The sequence below is a fragment of the Pseudomonas auratipiscis genome (genome assembly GCF_036324085.1).
Lineage (GTDB): Bacteria > Pseudomonadota > Gammaproteobacteria > Pseudomonadales > Pseudomonadaceae > Aquipseudomonas > Aquipseudomonas auratipiscis.
Window position 1 is genome coordinate 59477 of sequence record NZ_JAZDCU010000009.1, and the last position, 14835, is coordinate 74311.

The 14835-nt window shown below is 59.8% G+C and carries 12 protein-coding genes; 7 read left to right on the forward strand and 5 right to left on the reverse strand.

Features of this window, described 5'->3' with window-relative positions; genetic code table 11:
* Nucleotides 1-54: 54 nt before the first annotated feature.
* Nucleotides 55-789, reverse strand: coding sequence for a phosphoadenylyl-sulfate reductase (locus V0R60_RS14405; RefSeq protein WP_136475389.1), 735 nt, complete (start codon nucleotides 787-789; stop codon nucleotides 55-57).
* A 129-nt stretch (nucleotides 790-918) separates the two neighbouring features.
* Here V0R60_RS14405 and thrH point away from each other — a divergent pair, with 129 nt between their 5' ends.
* Nucleotides 919-1536, forward strand: coding sequence for a bifunctional phosphoserine phosphatase/homoserine phosphotransferase ThrH (gene thrH / locus V0R60_RS14410; RefSeq protein WP_136475390.1), 618 nt, complete (start codon nucleotides 919-921; stop codon nucleotides 1534-1536).
* Nucleotides 1537-1603: 67 nt separating this feature from the next.
* Here the strand turns inward: thrH and pabB are convergent, their stop codons facing one another.
* From pabB to rloA, 4 genes are all read right to left on the reverse strand, one after another.
* Nucleotides 1604-2947, reverse strand: a complete 1344-nt coding sequence (gene pabB / locus V0R60_RS14415) for an aminodeoxychorismate synthase component I (RefSeq protein ID WP_330079418.1) — start codon at nucleotides 2945-2947, stop codon at nucleotides 1604-1606.
* Between the two features lie 129 nt (nucleotides 2948-3076).
* Entirely contained in the window at nucleotides 3077-4057 is a 981-nt protein-coding gene (locus tag V0R60_RS14420; RefSeq protein WP_136475392.1) for an alpha-L-glutamate ligase-like protein, read from the reverse strand.
* Nucleotides 4057-5589 (reverse strand): osmotic stress tolerance membrane protein RloB, encoded by a 1533-nt coding sequence (rloB, locus tag V0R60_RS14425; RefSeq protein ID WP_136475393.1) that lies wholly within the window; start codon nucleotides 5587-5589, stop codon nucleotides 4057-4059. Before rloB ends, V0R60_RS14420 begins: the two co-directional genes overlap by 1 nt.
* Nucleotides 5590-5594: 5 nt before the next feature.
* Nucleotides 5595-6131 carry a retropepsin-like aspartic peptidase RloA gene (rloA, locus tag V0R60_RS14430; protein ID WP_136475394.1) on the reverse strand — a complete coding sequence of 179 codons (537 nt, stop codon included), beginning with the start codon at nucleotides 6129-6131 and terminating at the stop codon, nucleotides 5595-5597.
* Nucleotides 6132-6424: 293 nt separating this feature from the next.
* Between rloA and V0R60_RS14435 the strand changes: the two genes are divergently transcribed.
* The 6 genes from V0R60_RS14435 (at nucleotide 6425) to prpD (ending at nucleotide 14778) form a co-directional block, all read left to right on the forward strand.
* Nucleotides 6425-7135, forward strand: coding sequence for a GntR family transcriptional regulator (locus V0R60_RS14435; protein ID WP_136475395.1), 711 nt, complete (start codon nucleotides 6425-6427; stop codon nucleotides 7133-7135).
* The gene (prpB, locus tag V0R60_RS14440; RefSeq protein ID WP_203476588.1) at nucleotides 7132-8022 is read left to right on the forward strand and encodes a methylisocitrate lyase; all 891 of its coding nucleotides are present in this window, start codon (nucleotides 7132-7134) and stop codon (nucleotides 8020-8022) included. The genes V0R60_RS14435 and prpB overlap by 4 nt, the downstream gene beginning before the upstream one ends.
* Nucleotides 8023-8089: 67 nt before the next feature.
* A complete protein-coding gene (gene prpC, locus V0R60_RS14445; RefSeq protein WP_136475397.1) occupies nucleotides 8090-9217 on the forward strand; it encodes a bifunctional 2-methylcitrate synthase/citrate synthase in 1128 nt (375 codons plus the stop codon).
* Between the two features lie 159 nt (nucleotides 9218-9376).
* Nucleotides 9377-11965 carry a Fe/S-dependent 2-methylisocitrate dehydratase AcnD gene (gene acnD / locus V0R60_RS14450; RefSeq protein WP_330079419.1) on the forward strand — a complete coding sequence of 863 codons (2589 nt, stop codon included), beginning with the start codon at nucleotides 9377-9379 and terminating at the stop codon, nucleotides 11963-11965.
* 88 nt (nucleotides 11966-12053) lie between these two features.
* Nucleotides 12054-13244: a 2-methylaconitate cis-trans isomerase PrpF gene (gene prpF, locus V0R60_RS14455; protein ID WP_136475399.1), complete on the forward strand. Its 1191-nt coding sequence runs from the start codon at nucleotides 12054-12056 to the stop codon at nucleotides 13242-13244.
* 49 nt (nucleotides 13245-13293) lie between these two features.
* Nucleotides 13294-14778 carry a 2-methylcitrate dehydratase gene (prpD, locus tag V0R60_RS14460; protein WP_330079420.1) on the forward strand — a complete coding sequence of 495 codons (1485 nt, stop codon included), beginning with the start codon at nucleotides 13294-13296 and terminating at the stop codon, nucleotides 14776-14778.
* The last annotated feature ends 57 nt before the right edge of the window (nucleotides 14779-14835 follow it).

The window sequence follows — 14835 nt, forward strand, 5'->3', positions numbered from 1 at the left end:
TTTTTCACGGGCATGAAAAAACCGGCCGAAGCCGGTTGTTTTGGCGCAGGGCGATCAGCCCTTGCTGATCAGGTTGCCGGCATGCAACCCGCATTCCTTCTGAGTGGACTCTTCCCACCACCAGCGACCTTCGCGTTCATGTTGATTGGGCAGCACGGGCCGGGTGCAAGGCTCGCAGCCGATGCTGATGAAACCGCGCTCATGCAAGCTGTTGTAAGGCAGTTCAAGCATGCGGATATAGCCCCAGACTTCCTCACTACTCATCTGCGCCAGTGGGTTGAATTTGTACAAGGTACGCTCGGGGGTGGAAAACGCGCCGTCGATTTCCAACGCCGCCACTTGGCTGCGGGTGCCCGGGCTCTGATCGCGGCGCTGACCGGTGGCCCAGGCGCTGACGGTGCTCAACTTGCGCCGCAGCGGTTCGATCTTGCGGATCCCGCAGCATTCGCCATGGCCATCCTTGTAGAAGCTGAACAGGCCTTTGTCCTTGACGAAAGGGTCAAGCTTGCTGCGATCGGGGGAGAGGATTTCGATTGGCAGGTTGTAGTGTTCGCGCACCTGATCAATGAAGCGATACGTTTCCGGATGCAGGCGGCCGGTGTCGAGGCTGAACACCTTGACGTTCTTGTTCAGCTTCCAGGCCATGTCCACCAGCACCACATCTTCGGCGCCGCTGAAGGAGATCCACAGATCATCGCCAAAGTGCTCGAAGGCGAGCTTGAGGATGTCTTGGGGCGACTTGTTGGCATAGGTCGCGGCCAGGGCGGCGACGTCGAAGGGTTGGCTCATCAGGCGGCTTCCGGTCATTGAATGGCGCTTGGCGCTCGTAATCAGGCAATGTTAACAAAAATTGCCCGGGCAGACGCCGCGCATGTAGAGTGCCGCTTCCCATTTTTGCTGTTGTTCGAGGAGTGTGTTGTGGAAATTGCCTGTCTCGACCTGGAAGGCGTATTGGTCCCGGAGATCTGGATCGCCTTTGCGGAAAAAACCGGAATCGAATCGTTGCGGGCTACCACCCGTGATATTCCCGATTACGACGTGCTGATGAAGCAGCGCCTGCGCATTCTTGATGAGCATGGCCTGAAGCTTTCCGATATCCAGGCGGTAATCGCCACACTCAAGCCTTTGGATGGCGCTATCGAATTCGTGGACTGGCTGCGCGAGCGCTTCCAGGTGGTGATCCTTTCCGACACTTTCTACGAGTTCTCCCAGCCGCTGATGCGTCAGCTGGGCTTTCCGACCTTGCTATGCCATCGTCTGCTTACCGACGAAACCGACCGGGTGACCGGCTACCAGCTACGTCAGAAGGACCCCAAGCGCCAGTCGGTGCTGGCCTTCAAGAGCCTTTACTATCGTGTGATTGCCGCGGGCGATTCGTACAACGACACCACCATGCTGGGCGAAGCCGATGCCGGAATTCTGTTCCACGCACCGGAGAATGTGATTCGCGAGTTCCCGCAGTTTCCGGCGGTGCATGATTTCGAGGCGTTGAAGAAAGAGTTCATCAAGGCTTCCAATCGGTCGTTGAGTCTGTAGCGGCCTGACCGCGGTGCAAGCGCGCTCCCACCGCCTGAGTGGACGCACGCTTGCCCCGCGATGCTCGCTACAGGCTTTGCAGCGTATCGAGCAGTACCTTCACTTTGGTAATCGATTCTTCGTATTCCGCCTGCCATTGCGAATCGGCGACCACTGCGCCACCGCCCCAGCAGCTCACCTGTCCATCCTTGACCAGCAAGCTGCGAATGGCGATGGAGCTGTCCATCTCGCCGCGCACGTCCACATACAGCAATGACCCGCAATACAGTGCCCTGCGGCTGGGTTCGAGCTCATCGATGATCTGCATGGCGCGAATTTTTGGCGCCCCGGTGATCGAGCCTCCAGGAAAGCTGTCGGCGATCAAGTCCAGAGCATCCTTGCCGCTGGCCAGTTGGCCGGTGACGCTGCTGACCAGGTGATGCACGTTGGGGTAGCTTTCCAGGCTGAACAGTTCAGGTACCTTCACCGAGCCAATCTTGCAAGTGCGTCCCAGATCGTTGCGCAGCAAATCGACAATCATCAGGTTTTCGGCGCGGTCCTTGGTGCTGGTCAGTAGCTCAGCCCCGTTACGTGCATCTTGCTCGGCATCCGCACTGCGCGGGCGGGTGCCCTTGATGGGTCGGGTTTCGACCCGGCCATTGCTGACCTGGATAAAACGTTCAGGCGAGAAACTCAGCAGGGCGCTGCCATCGGCCAGCAGTTGGAAACCGGAGAAAGGCGTAGGGCAGGCGCGGCGCACGGCCTGATAGGCATGCCAGGGGTCGCCCTGGCACGGCGCACGGAATCGTTGCGTGAGGTTGATCTGGTAGCAGTCGCCCGCATGGATGTATGCCTGTACCCGGTCAAAGGACTGGCGATAGGCCTCGGCGCTGATATCGCCGCGCATCGGTGCCATTAGCGAGAACTGCGCTTCGGCGGCCGGTGCCGGGGATTCAAACAGGCTGATCAGACGCTGGCGCTCGTCCTCGGCCAACTGTGGGTGGAACAGCAATTGCGTACGCCCATGCAGATGATCGCTGATAAGGGCCCAGGCATAGAGCCCAAGGCAGGCATCGGCCAGGCCCAGGTCGTCGGCTGCAAGGCTGGGTAGCTGCTCCAAGCGTCGTCCGAAGTCATAGCTCAGGTAGCCGATCAGGCCACCGGCAAAGGGTAGTTCGCTGTTGTCTGGCAACTCTGCCCGGCCCAGTTGTTCAAGGCTGATGCGCAGGCGTTGCAGGTAAGCCTTGCCGCCTTCGTCTGGCGCGGGCGCCAGGGTTTGCACGGGCCAGGCGCTGAGCAGGTCAAAGCGCCCGCGTTCGGCGTTCGGTCGAGCGCTGTCGAGCAGTACCGCGCCAGGTGCCTGGCGGATGCGCGCAAAGTAGGCCGCAGGGTCGGCCAGGTAGGGCAGGGGGTGAAGCGTACAGGTCGGCATGCAAGTGAACAGCTAAGAATGCGGGGGAGCGATTGTAGTCCCGTGCAGGTATGGCGCCTAGCGTTGAACGCCCTTAAGTGCCCGACGTGCGTCAACCAGGGCCGGTTGGCGCACGGCGGATGGATGCACTCAGTTCGACGGTATGTGGCCAAAGAGCTCCTGGGCGAAGCGTACACGCTCCTCGGGAGACTCCTGGCGACCGTCTTTGGCCAGTTGTTCCAGGTGCGCTTCTACCGCGTGGGTGCGCGTGGTCAGGCCGCAGTCGTTGGCGATCTGGATGTTCAGGCCAGGACGGGCGTTGAGTTCGAGAATCAACGGGCCCTTTTCCTGGTCGAGTACCATGTCGACACCGATATAGCCCAGGCCGCAAAGCTCGTAGCAACCGGCGGCCAGCTTCATGAAGCCGTCCCAGTTCGGCAGTTGCACGCCGTCCACCGCGTTGGTGGTGTCCGGGTGCTTGCTGATGATGTTGTTCAGCCAAGTACCCCGCAGGGTCACGCCCGTAGCCAGGTCGACACCCACGCCGATGGCACCCTGGTGCAGGTTGGCCTTGCCGCCCGACTGGCGGGTCGGCAGGCGTAACATGGCCATGACCGGGTAGCCCATCAGCACGATGATGCGGATATCCGGTACACCTTCGTAGCTGATGCTCTTGAAGATCTGGTCGGGGGTGACCCGGTACTCGATCAGGGCGCGGTCGCGATGACCGCCCAGGGAGTACAGGCCGGTGAGGATGCTGGAAATCTGGTGCTCGATTTCCTCGTGGCTGATGATCTTGCCCGACACCGTGCGATAGCGGTCCTCGAAGCGATCGGCTACCACCAGGATGCCGTCACCGCCGGCGCCCTGGGCGGGCTTGACCACGAAGTCGCTGCGCCCACCGATGATCTCGCCAAGTTTGTCGATCTCTTTCTCGGTCGAGATGATGCCGTACATTTCCGGCACATGGATGCCGGCCTGGATCGCACGCTCCTTGGTGATGATCTTGTCATCGACAATCGGGTACAAGTGGCGCTTGTTGTACTTGAGGACATAGTCCGCATTGCGCCGATTGATACCCATGATGCCCCGGGCCTCCAGGGCTTTCCAGGTTTTCCAGAGACCGAACATCAGGCGTCAGCCTTCACGAAAGCTTTGAAACGTACCAGCTCCGTCAGGCGGTAGCCGCGGTAGCGACCCATTGCCAGCATGAAGCCAACCAGAATCAGCAGTACGGCTGGGAAGGTGAAGACGAAGTACACAAGCTCCGGCACGCTCATCAGCAGGTGGGCAATCGAGGCGGCGAACAGGGTGCCGATGGCAACCTTCATGGCATGGCCACCACCACGCTCTTCCCAGGTGATCGACAGACGCTCGATGGTCATGGTCAGGATCACCATCGGGAACAGCGCCACAGACAGGCCGCGCTCCAGGCCCAGCTTGTGGCTGAACAGGCTGATGGCGGCGATCAACACCACGACGAAGGTCAACACCACCGACAGGCGCGGCAGCATTTGCAGCTTGAGGTGTTCCAGATAGGAGCGTAGCGACAGCCCGAGCGCGGTAATCACTGTGAACAGGATGATGCCGAAGCCCAACTGCGTTTCACGGAAAGCCAGGGCGATCAGCACCGGGGTAAAGGTACCCAGGGTCTGCAGGCCGATCAGGTTGCGCAGCACCAGGATCACCAGAACGCCGATCGGGATCATGACCATGATCATGAAGGTCTGCTGGGTTTGCAGCGGCAGGCCGTAGAGCGAGTATTCGAGGAAGTCGGCGTCGGTGTTCTCATCAGTCAGCTTGGCCAGGCGGATGGCGTTCATCTCGCTGTTGTTCAGGCTGAAGCTGACATTGGCTTTTTTGCCGCCATCGACGGTGATCAGATTGTCATCACCGGTCCACCACAGCAGGCGGTCGGTTGGCAGGCCTTGCTCGCCGGTATCTGGATTGAAGTACAGCCAGTCGGTGCCATTGAAGCTGCGCAACCACAGTTCAGGGGTTTGCGGTTGGTCGGCCACCAGGCGAATGGTGTGGACTTTTTCTACCGGGACGTGCGCGATCGACAGCAGCAGGTCGATGACCTTGGCTTTGTTCAGGGACGAGGTGTCGCCTGCCAGCAGCAACTTGACGTTATCGTCATTGAGGTTGTTGACCCGCTTGATGGTCTCGCTGACAAAGGTCTCGACGTCGGCAGAGTGCTGGCGAATGGGGGCCATCAATGCTTCGGCGGCAATTTTTTCCGGGCCTTCCACGGCCAGGCTGTCGCGGAAAGTCGGGCCCTTGATCTTGGCTTTTTCGGTGCTGTAGCGCTTGGTCAGCACCAGGCGGTAGTACAGGGTCTGATTGCCGCTGGCGCGGCGGGCCGACCAGGTTACCTTGCGGTTGCCGTCGACACGGTTGACGCTGACGCCATAGTTGTTGGAAATGAAGCTCTCATTGAGGCTGACATAGTCATGGCTCAACGGGGGCACGAACATCTGTACCTTGACCGGGTCCTTGGGGTTGGCGACGAACTCGACCTTGGCGTCGATGTTCCACAGATCGTCGGTCTCGTCTTCGGTCACCGGGATCCCGAGAAAGAAGATCTGGTAGGCCGTGACAATGATGCCCAGCAGCACCAGTACGGTGATCAGGACTTTCAGATGAAGGGTAAGAGAGCGCATCGGGATTACTCTGCGGTTTGAGCGTCAGGGGCGCAGGCAGGTTTGCCGGCCGCGTATTTAAGGCTTGGGTCGACCAGTGCATCAAAGTGCTTCAGCGCCTCGGAGCCAATCAGCAGCGGGTACTGGAAAGCACTACGGTCGGTCAGGTTCACTTCGATCACGCGTTTGGCCGTCCCCATGCAGATGTTCATTTCGATAACCGGGCGGGCAGTGTAGGCCTTGCCTTCATCCGGGTTGTAATCGCCGGCACGTCGCTTGATCTTGCTGACACGGGCCAGAGGCCGTTCTATCGGATGCGCGTGGGCTGCGTCAATTGCCAGGTAGAAGCGTACCCAGGATTCGCCATTGCGCTTGAAGCGCTTTATGTCGCGGGCGCTGAGCGAGGCGGTCTTGGCACCGGTATCGAGCTTGGCGGCAACCTCCAGGTCGATATCGGCAAGACGGGCGTATTCATTAAGACCGTACACGGTCTTTTCCGCGGCCTGGCCGAGGGCAGGCAACAAAAACAGGCTGAGCAACAGTGGGAGGGGCGTAAGTCTCATAAATCCTGGCGCGGTGCTGTGCGATGTTTGGGTCAAGGCCACTGGCAGTTCTGCGCAAGCTTCCTCGTTTATCTGCCATCACCACAAAATGATGGCAAGCACACTATTCATGCCCTGTGTGGGGGCGCGGCATTCTATCACGCTGGTGTGCTGGCGCCAGCGGCTGGACTCTGACAACAGCAGGGGCGGTGAGTTTCGTTCTTAGACGATTGTCGACAATATTGATTTTGTCTTTGACTATGTCGTTGGATTTGGCTAGTTTTGGCCTCACTGATTTGCGAGGTGTCGACAATATGCTGGATACAGCCCAAGCGCCTGGCGCAATAGCCGAGGATTCCGAAACACTCTCGGAAAACGTCTTCCGGCGTATCCAGGCGGCCATTGTCAAGGGTGAGATCGCCCCTGGCAGCAAAATCTCCGAGCCAGAGCTGGCGCGCACCTACGGCATTAGCCGCGGCCCGCTGCGCGAGGCCATCCATCGCCTCGAAGGCCAGCGCCTGTTGGTGCGGGTGCCTCATGTCGGTGCGCGGGTGGTTTCGCTAAGCCATGCCGAGCTGATCGAGCTGTACGAGATTCGCGAGTCGCTGGAAGGCATGGCCTGTCGCCTGGCTGCCGAGCGTATGAGCGTAGCCGAGATCGACGAGCTGCGCCGGGTGCTCGACACCCATGAGCGCGATGCCACCTTCCAGGCTGGGCTGGGCTACTACCAGCAGGAAGGCGATTACGATTTTCATTACCGGATCATTCAGGGCAGTGGCAACCGCACCTTGGTGCAGATGCTCTGTGGCGAGCTGTATCAACTCGTGCGTATGTACCGCATCCAGTTCTCCGCCACGCCCAATCGACCACACCAGGCGTTCGCTGAACACCACCGGATTCTCGATGCCATCGCCGACCGTGACGGTGAACTGGCCGAGCTCTTGATGCGTCGTCACATCGGCGCCTCCAAACGCAATATCGAGCGTCATTACCTGGACGCTACCAGCCCACGAGGTGAGTCATGAGTCAGAAAAGCAGTCCCGGCCAGCGTTTTCGTGATGCTGTCGCCGCCGAGCACCCGCTGCAGGTCGTCGGTGCGATCAACGCCAACCATGCGTTGCTGGCCAAGCGAGCCGGCTTCAAGGCGATTTACCTGTCGGGTGGCGGTGTAGCGGCCGGCTCCCTGGGCCTGCCGGATCTTGGTATTACCGGGTTGGATGACGTGCTCACCGACGTGCGCCGGATCACCGATGTATGTGATCTGCCGCTGCTGGTAGACGTGGACACCGGCTTCGGTTCTTCGGCATTCAACGTGGCGCGCACCGTCAAGTCGATGATCAAGTTCGGCGCGGCGGCCATCCACATCGAGGACCAGGTTGGCGCCAAGCGCTGTGGCCACCGTCCAAACAAGGAAATCGTCTCTCAGCAAGAGATGGTCGACCGCATCAAGGCCGCCGTCGATGCCCGTACCGACGACAGCTTCGTGATCATGGCGCGTACTGACGCCCTGGCCGTCGAAGGCCTGGAAGCTGCGTTGGACCGTGCCGCGGCCTGCATTGAAGCCGGTGCCGACATGGTCTTCCCGGAAGCCATTACTGAACTTGCCATGTACAAGACCTTCGCTGATCGAGTGAAAGCGCCGATCCTGGCGAACATCACCGAATTCGGTGCGACCCCTCTGTACACCACCGAAGAGCTTGCTTCGGTCGACGTATCGCTGGTGCTCTACCCGCTGTCGGCATTCCGCGCCATGAACAAGGCGGCCGAGAATGTCTACACCGCGCTGCGCCGCGATGGCACTCAAAAGAATGTGATCGACACCATGCAGACCCGCATGGAGCTGTACGACGCCATCAACTACCACGCGTTCGAGCAAAGCCTCGACGCTCTGTTCGCCCAGAAAAAGAACTGAACCGTAGCTGCGGGCCTGACCCGCGATTAGCCAAGATTCCATAAAAATTTCAAGAACGGAGAAAGACATGGCCGAAGCAAAAGTACTCAGTGGTGCCGGCCTGCGTGGTCAAGTGGCCGGGCAAACCGCACTGTCTACCGTGGGCCAGGCTGGTGCCGGCCTGACCTATCGTGGTTACGACGTACGTGACCTGGCCGCGGGTGCCGAATTCGAAGAAGTCGCCTACCTGCTCCTGTATGGTGAGCTGCCGAGCAAGGTTCAGTTGGCCGAGTACAAAGGCAAGCTCAAAACCCTGCGCGATCTGCCGCAAGCACTCAAAGAAGTGCTCGAGCGTATCCCGGCTGACGCCCATCCGATGGATGTGATGCGTACCGGTTGCTCGATGCTCGGTACTCTGGAGCCTGAACTGACTTTTGAGCAGCAGCGCGACAAGACCGACCGTCTGCTGGCACTGTTCCCGGCAGTAATGTGCTACTGGTACCGCTTCAGCCATGACGGCGTGCGTATCAACTGCACCAGCGACGAAGACACCATCGGTGGCCACTTCCTGCACCTGCTGCATGACAAGAAGCCGAGCGAACTGCACGTCAAGGTGATGAACGTCTCGCTGATTCTTTACGCCGAGCACGAATTCAACGCATCGACGTTCACTGCCCGTGTGTGCGCCTCCACCCTGTCTGACTTGTACTCGTGCATCACGGCGGCCATTGGCTCGTTGCGCGGCCCGCTGCATGGTGGCGCGAACGAAGCGGCAATGGAACTGATCGAGCGTTTCCAGAGTCCGCAGGACGCTGTGGCCGAACTGCTGCAGATGCTCGAGCGCAAAGACAAGATCATGGGCTTTGGCCATGCCATCTACAAAGAGTCCGACCCACGTAACGAAGTGATCAAGGGCTGGTCGAAGAAGCTCGCTGACGAAGTCGGTGACACTGTGCTGTATCCGGTGTCCGAGGCGATCGACAAGACCATGTGGGAGCAGAAGAAGCTGTTCCCCAACGCCGACTTCTACCATGCCTCGGCCTATCACTTCATGGGCATTCCAACCAAGCTGTTCACCCCGATCTTCGTCTGCTCGCGCCTGACCGGCTGGGCAGCGCACGTGTTCGAGCAGCGCGCCAACAACCGCATCATCCGTCCGAGCGCCGAGTACACCGGCGTCGATCAGCGCAAGTTCGTGCCAATCGAACAACGCTGAGCCTGAGGCAGTAAGCCTGTCAGCGCCGGGTAGGAGCGGGCTTGCCCCACGATTGCGACTTAGCCGAGAGGTCGCAGTCGCCGGGCAAGCAAGCTCTCACCCACGGGCATGCAGACGGCCTGCCAGCCACTGAACTTACCGTGATTGAGTCCCTGTGCCATGAATACTGAATTTCGCAAAAACCTGCCGGGCACTGGCCTGGATTATTTCGATGCTCGCTCGGCTGTCGATGCGATCAAGCCCGGCGCCTATGATCAACTTCCCTACACCTCTCGCGTATTGGCAGAAAACCTGGTGCGCCGCTGTGATCCGGCCAGCCTCAATGCGTCGCTGAGCCAACTGATCGAGCGCAAGCGTGACCTGGACTTCCCTTGGTTTCCTGCGCGTGTTGTCTGTCACGATATTCTTGGTCAGACCGCGCTGGTCGACCTTGCTGGTCTGCGTGATGCCATCGCCGATGGCGGCGGTGATCCGGCCAAGGTCAACCCAGTGGTGCCGGTGCAACTGATCGTCGACCACTCGTTGGCAGTGGAATGTGGCGGCTTCGACCCACAGGCGTTCGAGAAGAACCGCGCTATCGAAGATCGTCGAAACGAAGACCGTTTCCATTTCATCAACTGGACCAAAAAGGCGTTCAAGAACGTCGATGTGATCCAGCCAGGCAACGGCATCATGCACCAGATCAACCTGGAGAAGATGTCGCCGGTGATCCATGCCGAACGTGGCGTGGCGTACCCTGATACCTGTGTCGGCACTGACAGCCACACTCCGCACGTCGATGCCTTGGGCGTGATTGCCATCGGTGTTGGCGGTCTGGAGGCCGAGAACGTCATGCTCGGCCGAGCCTCGTGGATGCGCCTGCCGGAAATCGTAGGCGTCGAGCTGTCCGGCAAGCCCCAGCCAGGCATCACCGCGACCGACGTAGTGCTGGCCTTGACCGAGTTCCTGCGCAAGGCAAAAGTCGTTGGCGCCTACCTGGAATTCTACGGCGAAGGTGCTCGCGCCTTGACCCTGGGTGATCGTGCGACCATCTCCAACATGGCACCGGAATACGGCGCCACCGCTGCGATGTTCTCCATCGATCAGCAAACCATCGACTATCTCAAACTGACCGGCCGCGAAGACGAGCAGGTCAAGCTGGTCGAGACCTACGCCAAGGTCGCCGGCCTGTGGTCCGACAGCCTGGTCAACGCCGAATACGAGCGCGTGCTGCGCTTCGACCTGTCCAGCGTCGTGCGTAACATGGCGGGCCCGTCCAACCCGCACGCCCGCGTCGCCACCAGCGAGCTGGCAAGCAAGGGTATTGCCGGTGAATGGCAGGAAGTGCCGGGACAGATGCCGGACGGTGCGGTAATCATCGCCGCCATTACCAGTTGCACCAATACCAGTAACCCGCGCAACGTGATTGCGGCAGGCCTCTTGGCGCGCAATGCCAACAAGCTTGGTCTGGTGCGCAAGCCATGGGTCAAGTCGTCCCTGGCTCCGGGCTCGAAAACTGTGGCCCTGTACCTCAAGGAAGCCGGTCTTGACCAGGAGTTGGAAGAACTCGGTTTCGGCATCGTGGCGTTTGCCTGCACCACGTGCAACGGCATGTCCGGCGCTCTGGACCCGGTTATCCAGCAGGAAATCATCGACCGCGACCTGTACGCCACCGCCGTGCTTTCGGGTAACCGCAACTTCGACGGCCGTATCCATCCTTATGCCAAGCAAGCCTTCCTGGCTTCTCCGCCCCTGGTGGTGGCCTATGCCATTGCCGGTACCATTCGCTTCGACATCGAAAAAGACGTCCTGGCGGTGGTTGATGGCAAGGAAATCCGTCTCAAGGACATCTGGCCGAGCGACGAGGAAATCGACGCGGTGGTCCGTGCCTCGGTGAAGCCGGAACAGTTCCGTCAGGTGTACATACCGATGTTTGCCATCGAGGAAGATCGTGGTCCGAAGGTCGAGCCACTGTACGACTGGCGCCCAATGAGCACCTACATCCGTCGTCCGCCGTACTGGGAAGGTGCGCTGGCCGGTGAGCGTACGCTCAAGGGTATGCGTCCGTTGGCGGTGTTGCCGGACAACATCACTACCGATCACCTGTCGCCGTCCAACGCCATCATGCTCGACAGCGCAGCCGGTGAATACTTGGCGAAGATGGGCTTGCCGGAAGAAGACTTCAACTCCTACGCGACCCACCGTGGTGACCACCTGACCGCACAACGTGCAACCTTCGCCAACCCGAAACTGTTCAACGAAATGGTCCAGGAAGGCGGTAAGGTCAAGCAGGGTTCGCTGGCGCGGATCGAGCCGGAAGGCAAAGTTACTCGCATGTGGGAAGCCATCGAAACCTACATGGAGCGCAAGCAGCCACTGATCATCGTTGCCGGTGCCGACTACGGCCAGGGCTCATCTCGTGACTGGGCGGCCAAAGGTGTGCGTCTGGCGGGCGTCGAGGCCATCGTTGCCGAAGGCTTCGAACGTATCCACCGCACCAACCTGGTGGGTATGGGTGTGCTGCCGCTGGAGTTCAAGCCGGGGGTCAATCGCAAGACCCTGGAAATCGACGGCACTGAAACCTATGACGTCATCGGTGAGCGTACGCCGCGGGCAACCTTGACCTTGGTGATCACCCGTCGCAATGGCGAGCGCGTCGACGTGCCTGTGACATGCCGTCTGGATACCGCCGAAGAAGTGTCGATCTACGAAGCGGGTGGCGTGTTGCAGCGCTTTGCCCAGGACTTCCTCGAATCAGCGACAGCCTGAGGTAAGGCCGATCGCGGGACAAGCCTGCTCCAATGGGGGTGGGCTTGTCTCGTGATAGCTCCCCCAAAGCATCAACAGGACAACAGCTATGGCACATGTTCCTCAAGTGAAAATCCCCGCCACTTACATTCGTGGCGGCACCAGCAAAGGTGTGTTCTTCCGTCTTCAGGATCTGCCCGAGAGTGCGCAGATTCCCGGTGAGTCACGCGATGCGTTGTTGCTGCGAGTAATCGGCAGCCCGGACCCTTACGGCAAGCAAATCGACGGCATGGGGGGTGCTACTTCCAGCACCAGCAAGACCGTGATTCTCTCGCGCAGCATCAAGGCCGAGCACGATGTCGACTACCTGTTCGGGCAAGTATCGATCGACAAGGCGTTCGTTGACTGGAGCGGTAACTGCGGCAACCTATCGGCTGCCGTCGGCTCTTTTGCGATCAGCGCTGGCCTGGTCGACAGCAGTCGTGTGCCGCAAAACGGCATCGCCACCGTGCGGATCTGGCAAGCCAACATCGGTAAGACCATCATCGCTCATGTCCCGATCACCAACGGTGAAGTGCAGGAGACCGGCGACTTCGAGCTCGATGGCGTGACCTTTCCGGCCGCAGAAGTGCAACTAGAGTTCATGGACCCGGCAGCGGACGAGGACGGCGAGGGTGGTTCGATGTTCCCTACCGGCAACCTGATCGATGACTTGGAGGTGCCGGGTATCGGCACGCTCAAGGTTACTTTGATCAACGCCGGTATCCCGACCATTTTTGTTCAGGCCCAAGCGATCGGCTACACCGGTACCGAGCTGCAGGACGCGATCAACAGCGACCCGCAAGCCTTGGCCCGTTTTGAATCCATCCGTGCCCATGGCGCGGTGCGCATGGGCTTGATCAAGCACGTCGACGAAGCTGTCAAGCGCCAGCACACGCCTAAAGTGGCATTTGTCGCGCCAGCAACGGCTTACCAGTCGTCCAGTGGTAAAGCTGTGGCAGCCACAGACGTTGATCTAGTGGTACGTGCGCTATCCATGGGCAAGTTGCACCACGCCATGATGGGTACGGCAGCCGTGGCCATCGGCACCGCAGCGGCGGTTCCCGGCACCCTGGTCAACCTCGCGGCCGGCGGCGGTGAGCGCAGTGCAGTACGTTTCGGTCATCCGTCGGGCACTTTGCGCGTTGGCGCCGAAGCCCGTCAGGTGAATGGTGAATGGACCGTCACCAAAGCGATCATGAGCCGTAGTGCTCGGGTACTGATGGAGGGTTGGGTGCGCGTACCCGGTGATGCCTTCTAATCAGTAGCGGCGCTTGGCTCCCTGTTTGCCTACAACAGAGAGAAGTGAAATGAGTGCCAACGTTGATCTGAATAACCGCCCTGACTACGACCGGGTGCTGCAGGACATTGCTGACTATGTCCTGAACTACAAGGTCGAGTCCGCGCAGGCGCTGGATACGGCGCGCAATTGCCTGATGGATACGCTGGGATGCGGCCTGTTGGCGTTGCGCTTCCCCGAATGCACCAAGCACTTGGGACCGTTGGTGGAGGGCACGGTGGTGCCGTACGGTGCGCGAGTACCGGGCACCTGCTACCGTCTGGACCCAGTCAAGGCAGCCTGGGACATTGGTTGTATCGTCCGCTGGCTCGACTACAACGACACCTGGCTGGCCGCCGAATGGGGGCATCCCTCGGACAACCTCGGTGGCATCCTGGCGGTGGCCGACCATCTATCGCAAAAGCGTGTGGCTAATGGCGAAGCGCCATTGAGCATGCGGGTAGTGCTTGAGGCCATGGTCATGGCCCACGAGATCCAGGGGGTGATAGCCTTGGAAAACTCGTTCAATCGCGTTGGTCTGGACCACGTGCTACTGGTCAAGGTCGCGTCTACTGCTGTGTGCGCCAAGCTGATGGGTGCCGACCGCGAGCAGTTGTTGTCGGCATTGTCCCACGCGTTTGTCGATGGCCAGGCGCTGCGCACCTACCGTCATGCGCCCAATGCAGGCTCGCGTAAGTCCTGGGCGGCGGGGGATGCTTCAAGTCGCGGTGTACGCTTGGCGGACATCGCCCTGCGCGGCGAAATGGGGGTACCTGGTGTAATGAGTGCCCCGCAGTGGGGCTTCTACGATGTATTGTTCAGCCATACCAATAAGGATCTGGCGCTCAAGCCTGAAGGCGAACGCACCTTCAGCTTCTCTCAACCCTTCTCCAGCTACGTGATGGAAAACGTACTGTTCAAGATCAGTTTCCCTGCCGAGTTCCATGCCCAGACCGCTTGTGAAGCAGCCGTAGCGCTTCATCCGCAGGTACGCAATCGCCTGCATGAGATCGAACGGATTGTGATCACCACGCATGAGTCGGCGATACGGATCATTTCCAAGGTTGGCAAGCTGGCCAATGCCGCTGATCGCGACCACTGCATCCAGTACATGACCGCCGTGCCGCTGATCTTCGGCAATCTGGTGGCCGAACAGTACGAGGATGAATTCCATGCTGCGCACCCCATCATCGATCGCTTGCGCGAGAAGATGGATATCGTCGAAGACCCTCGGTTCACGCGTGAGTACCTGGAGGCCGACAAGCGCTCGATCGCCAATGCCGTGCAGGTATTTTTTAATGATGGGTCAAGCACTGAGCAGGTGCTGGTGGAATACCCGATAGGCCATCGTCGGCGCCGTGCCGAAGGTATCCCGTTGTTGGAGGAGAAGTTCAAAGCCAGCTTGGCAACGCGTTTTGCCGGGCAGCGGGTGAATGAGATTTTTGCTTTGTGCAAGAATCAGCAAGTGCTTGAGGCGACGGCTGTGCATCGATTTGTGGATCTGTTTGTGATTTAGGCGTCTGTGGGAGCTGCGGTGCGACGACTCGACTTGCGCCGCGATTGTATGGGTTGG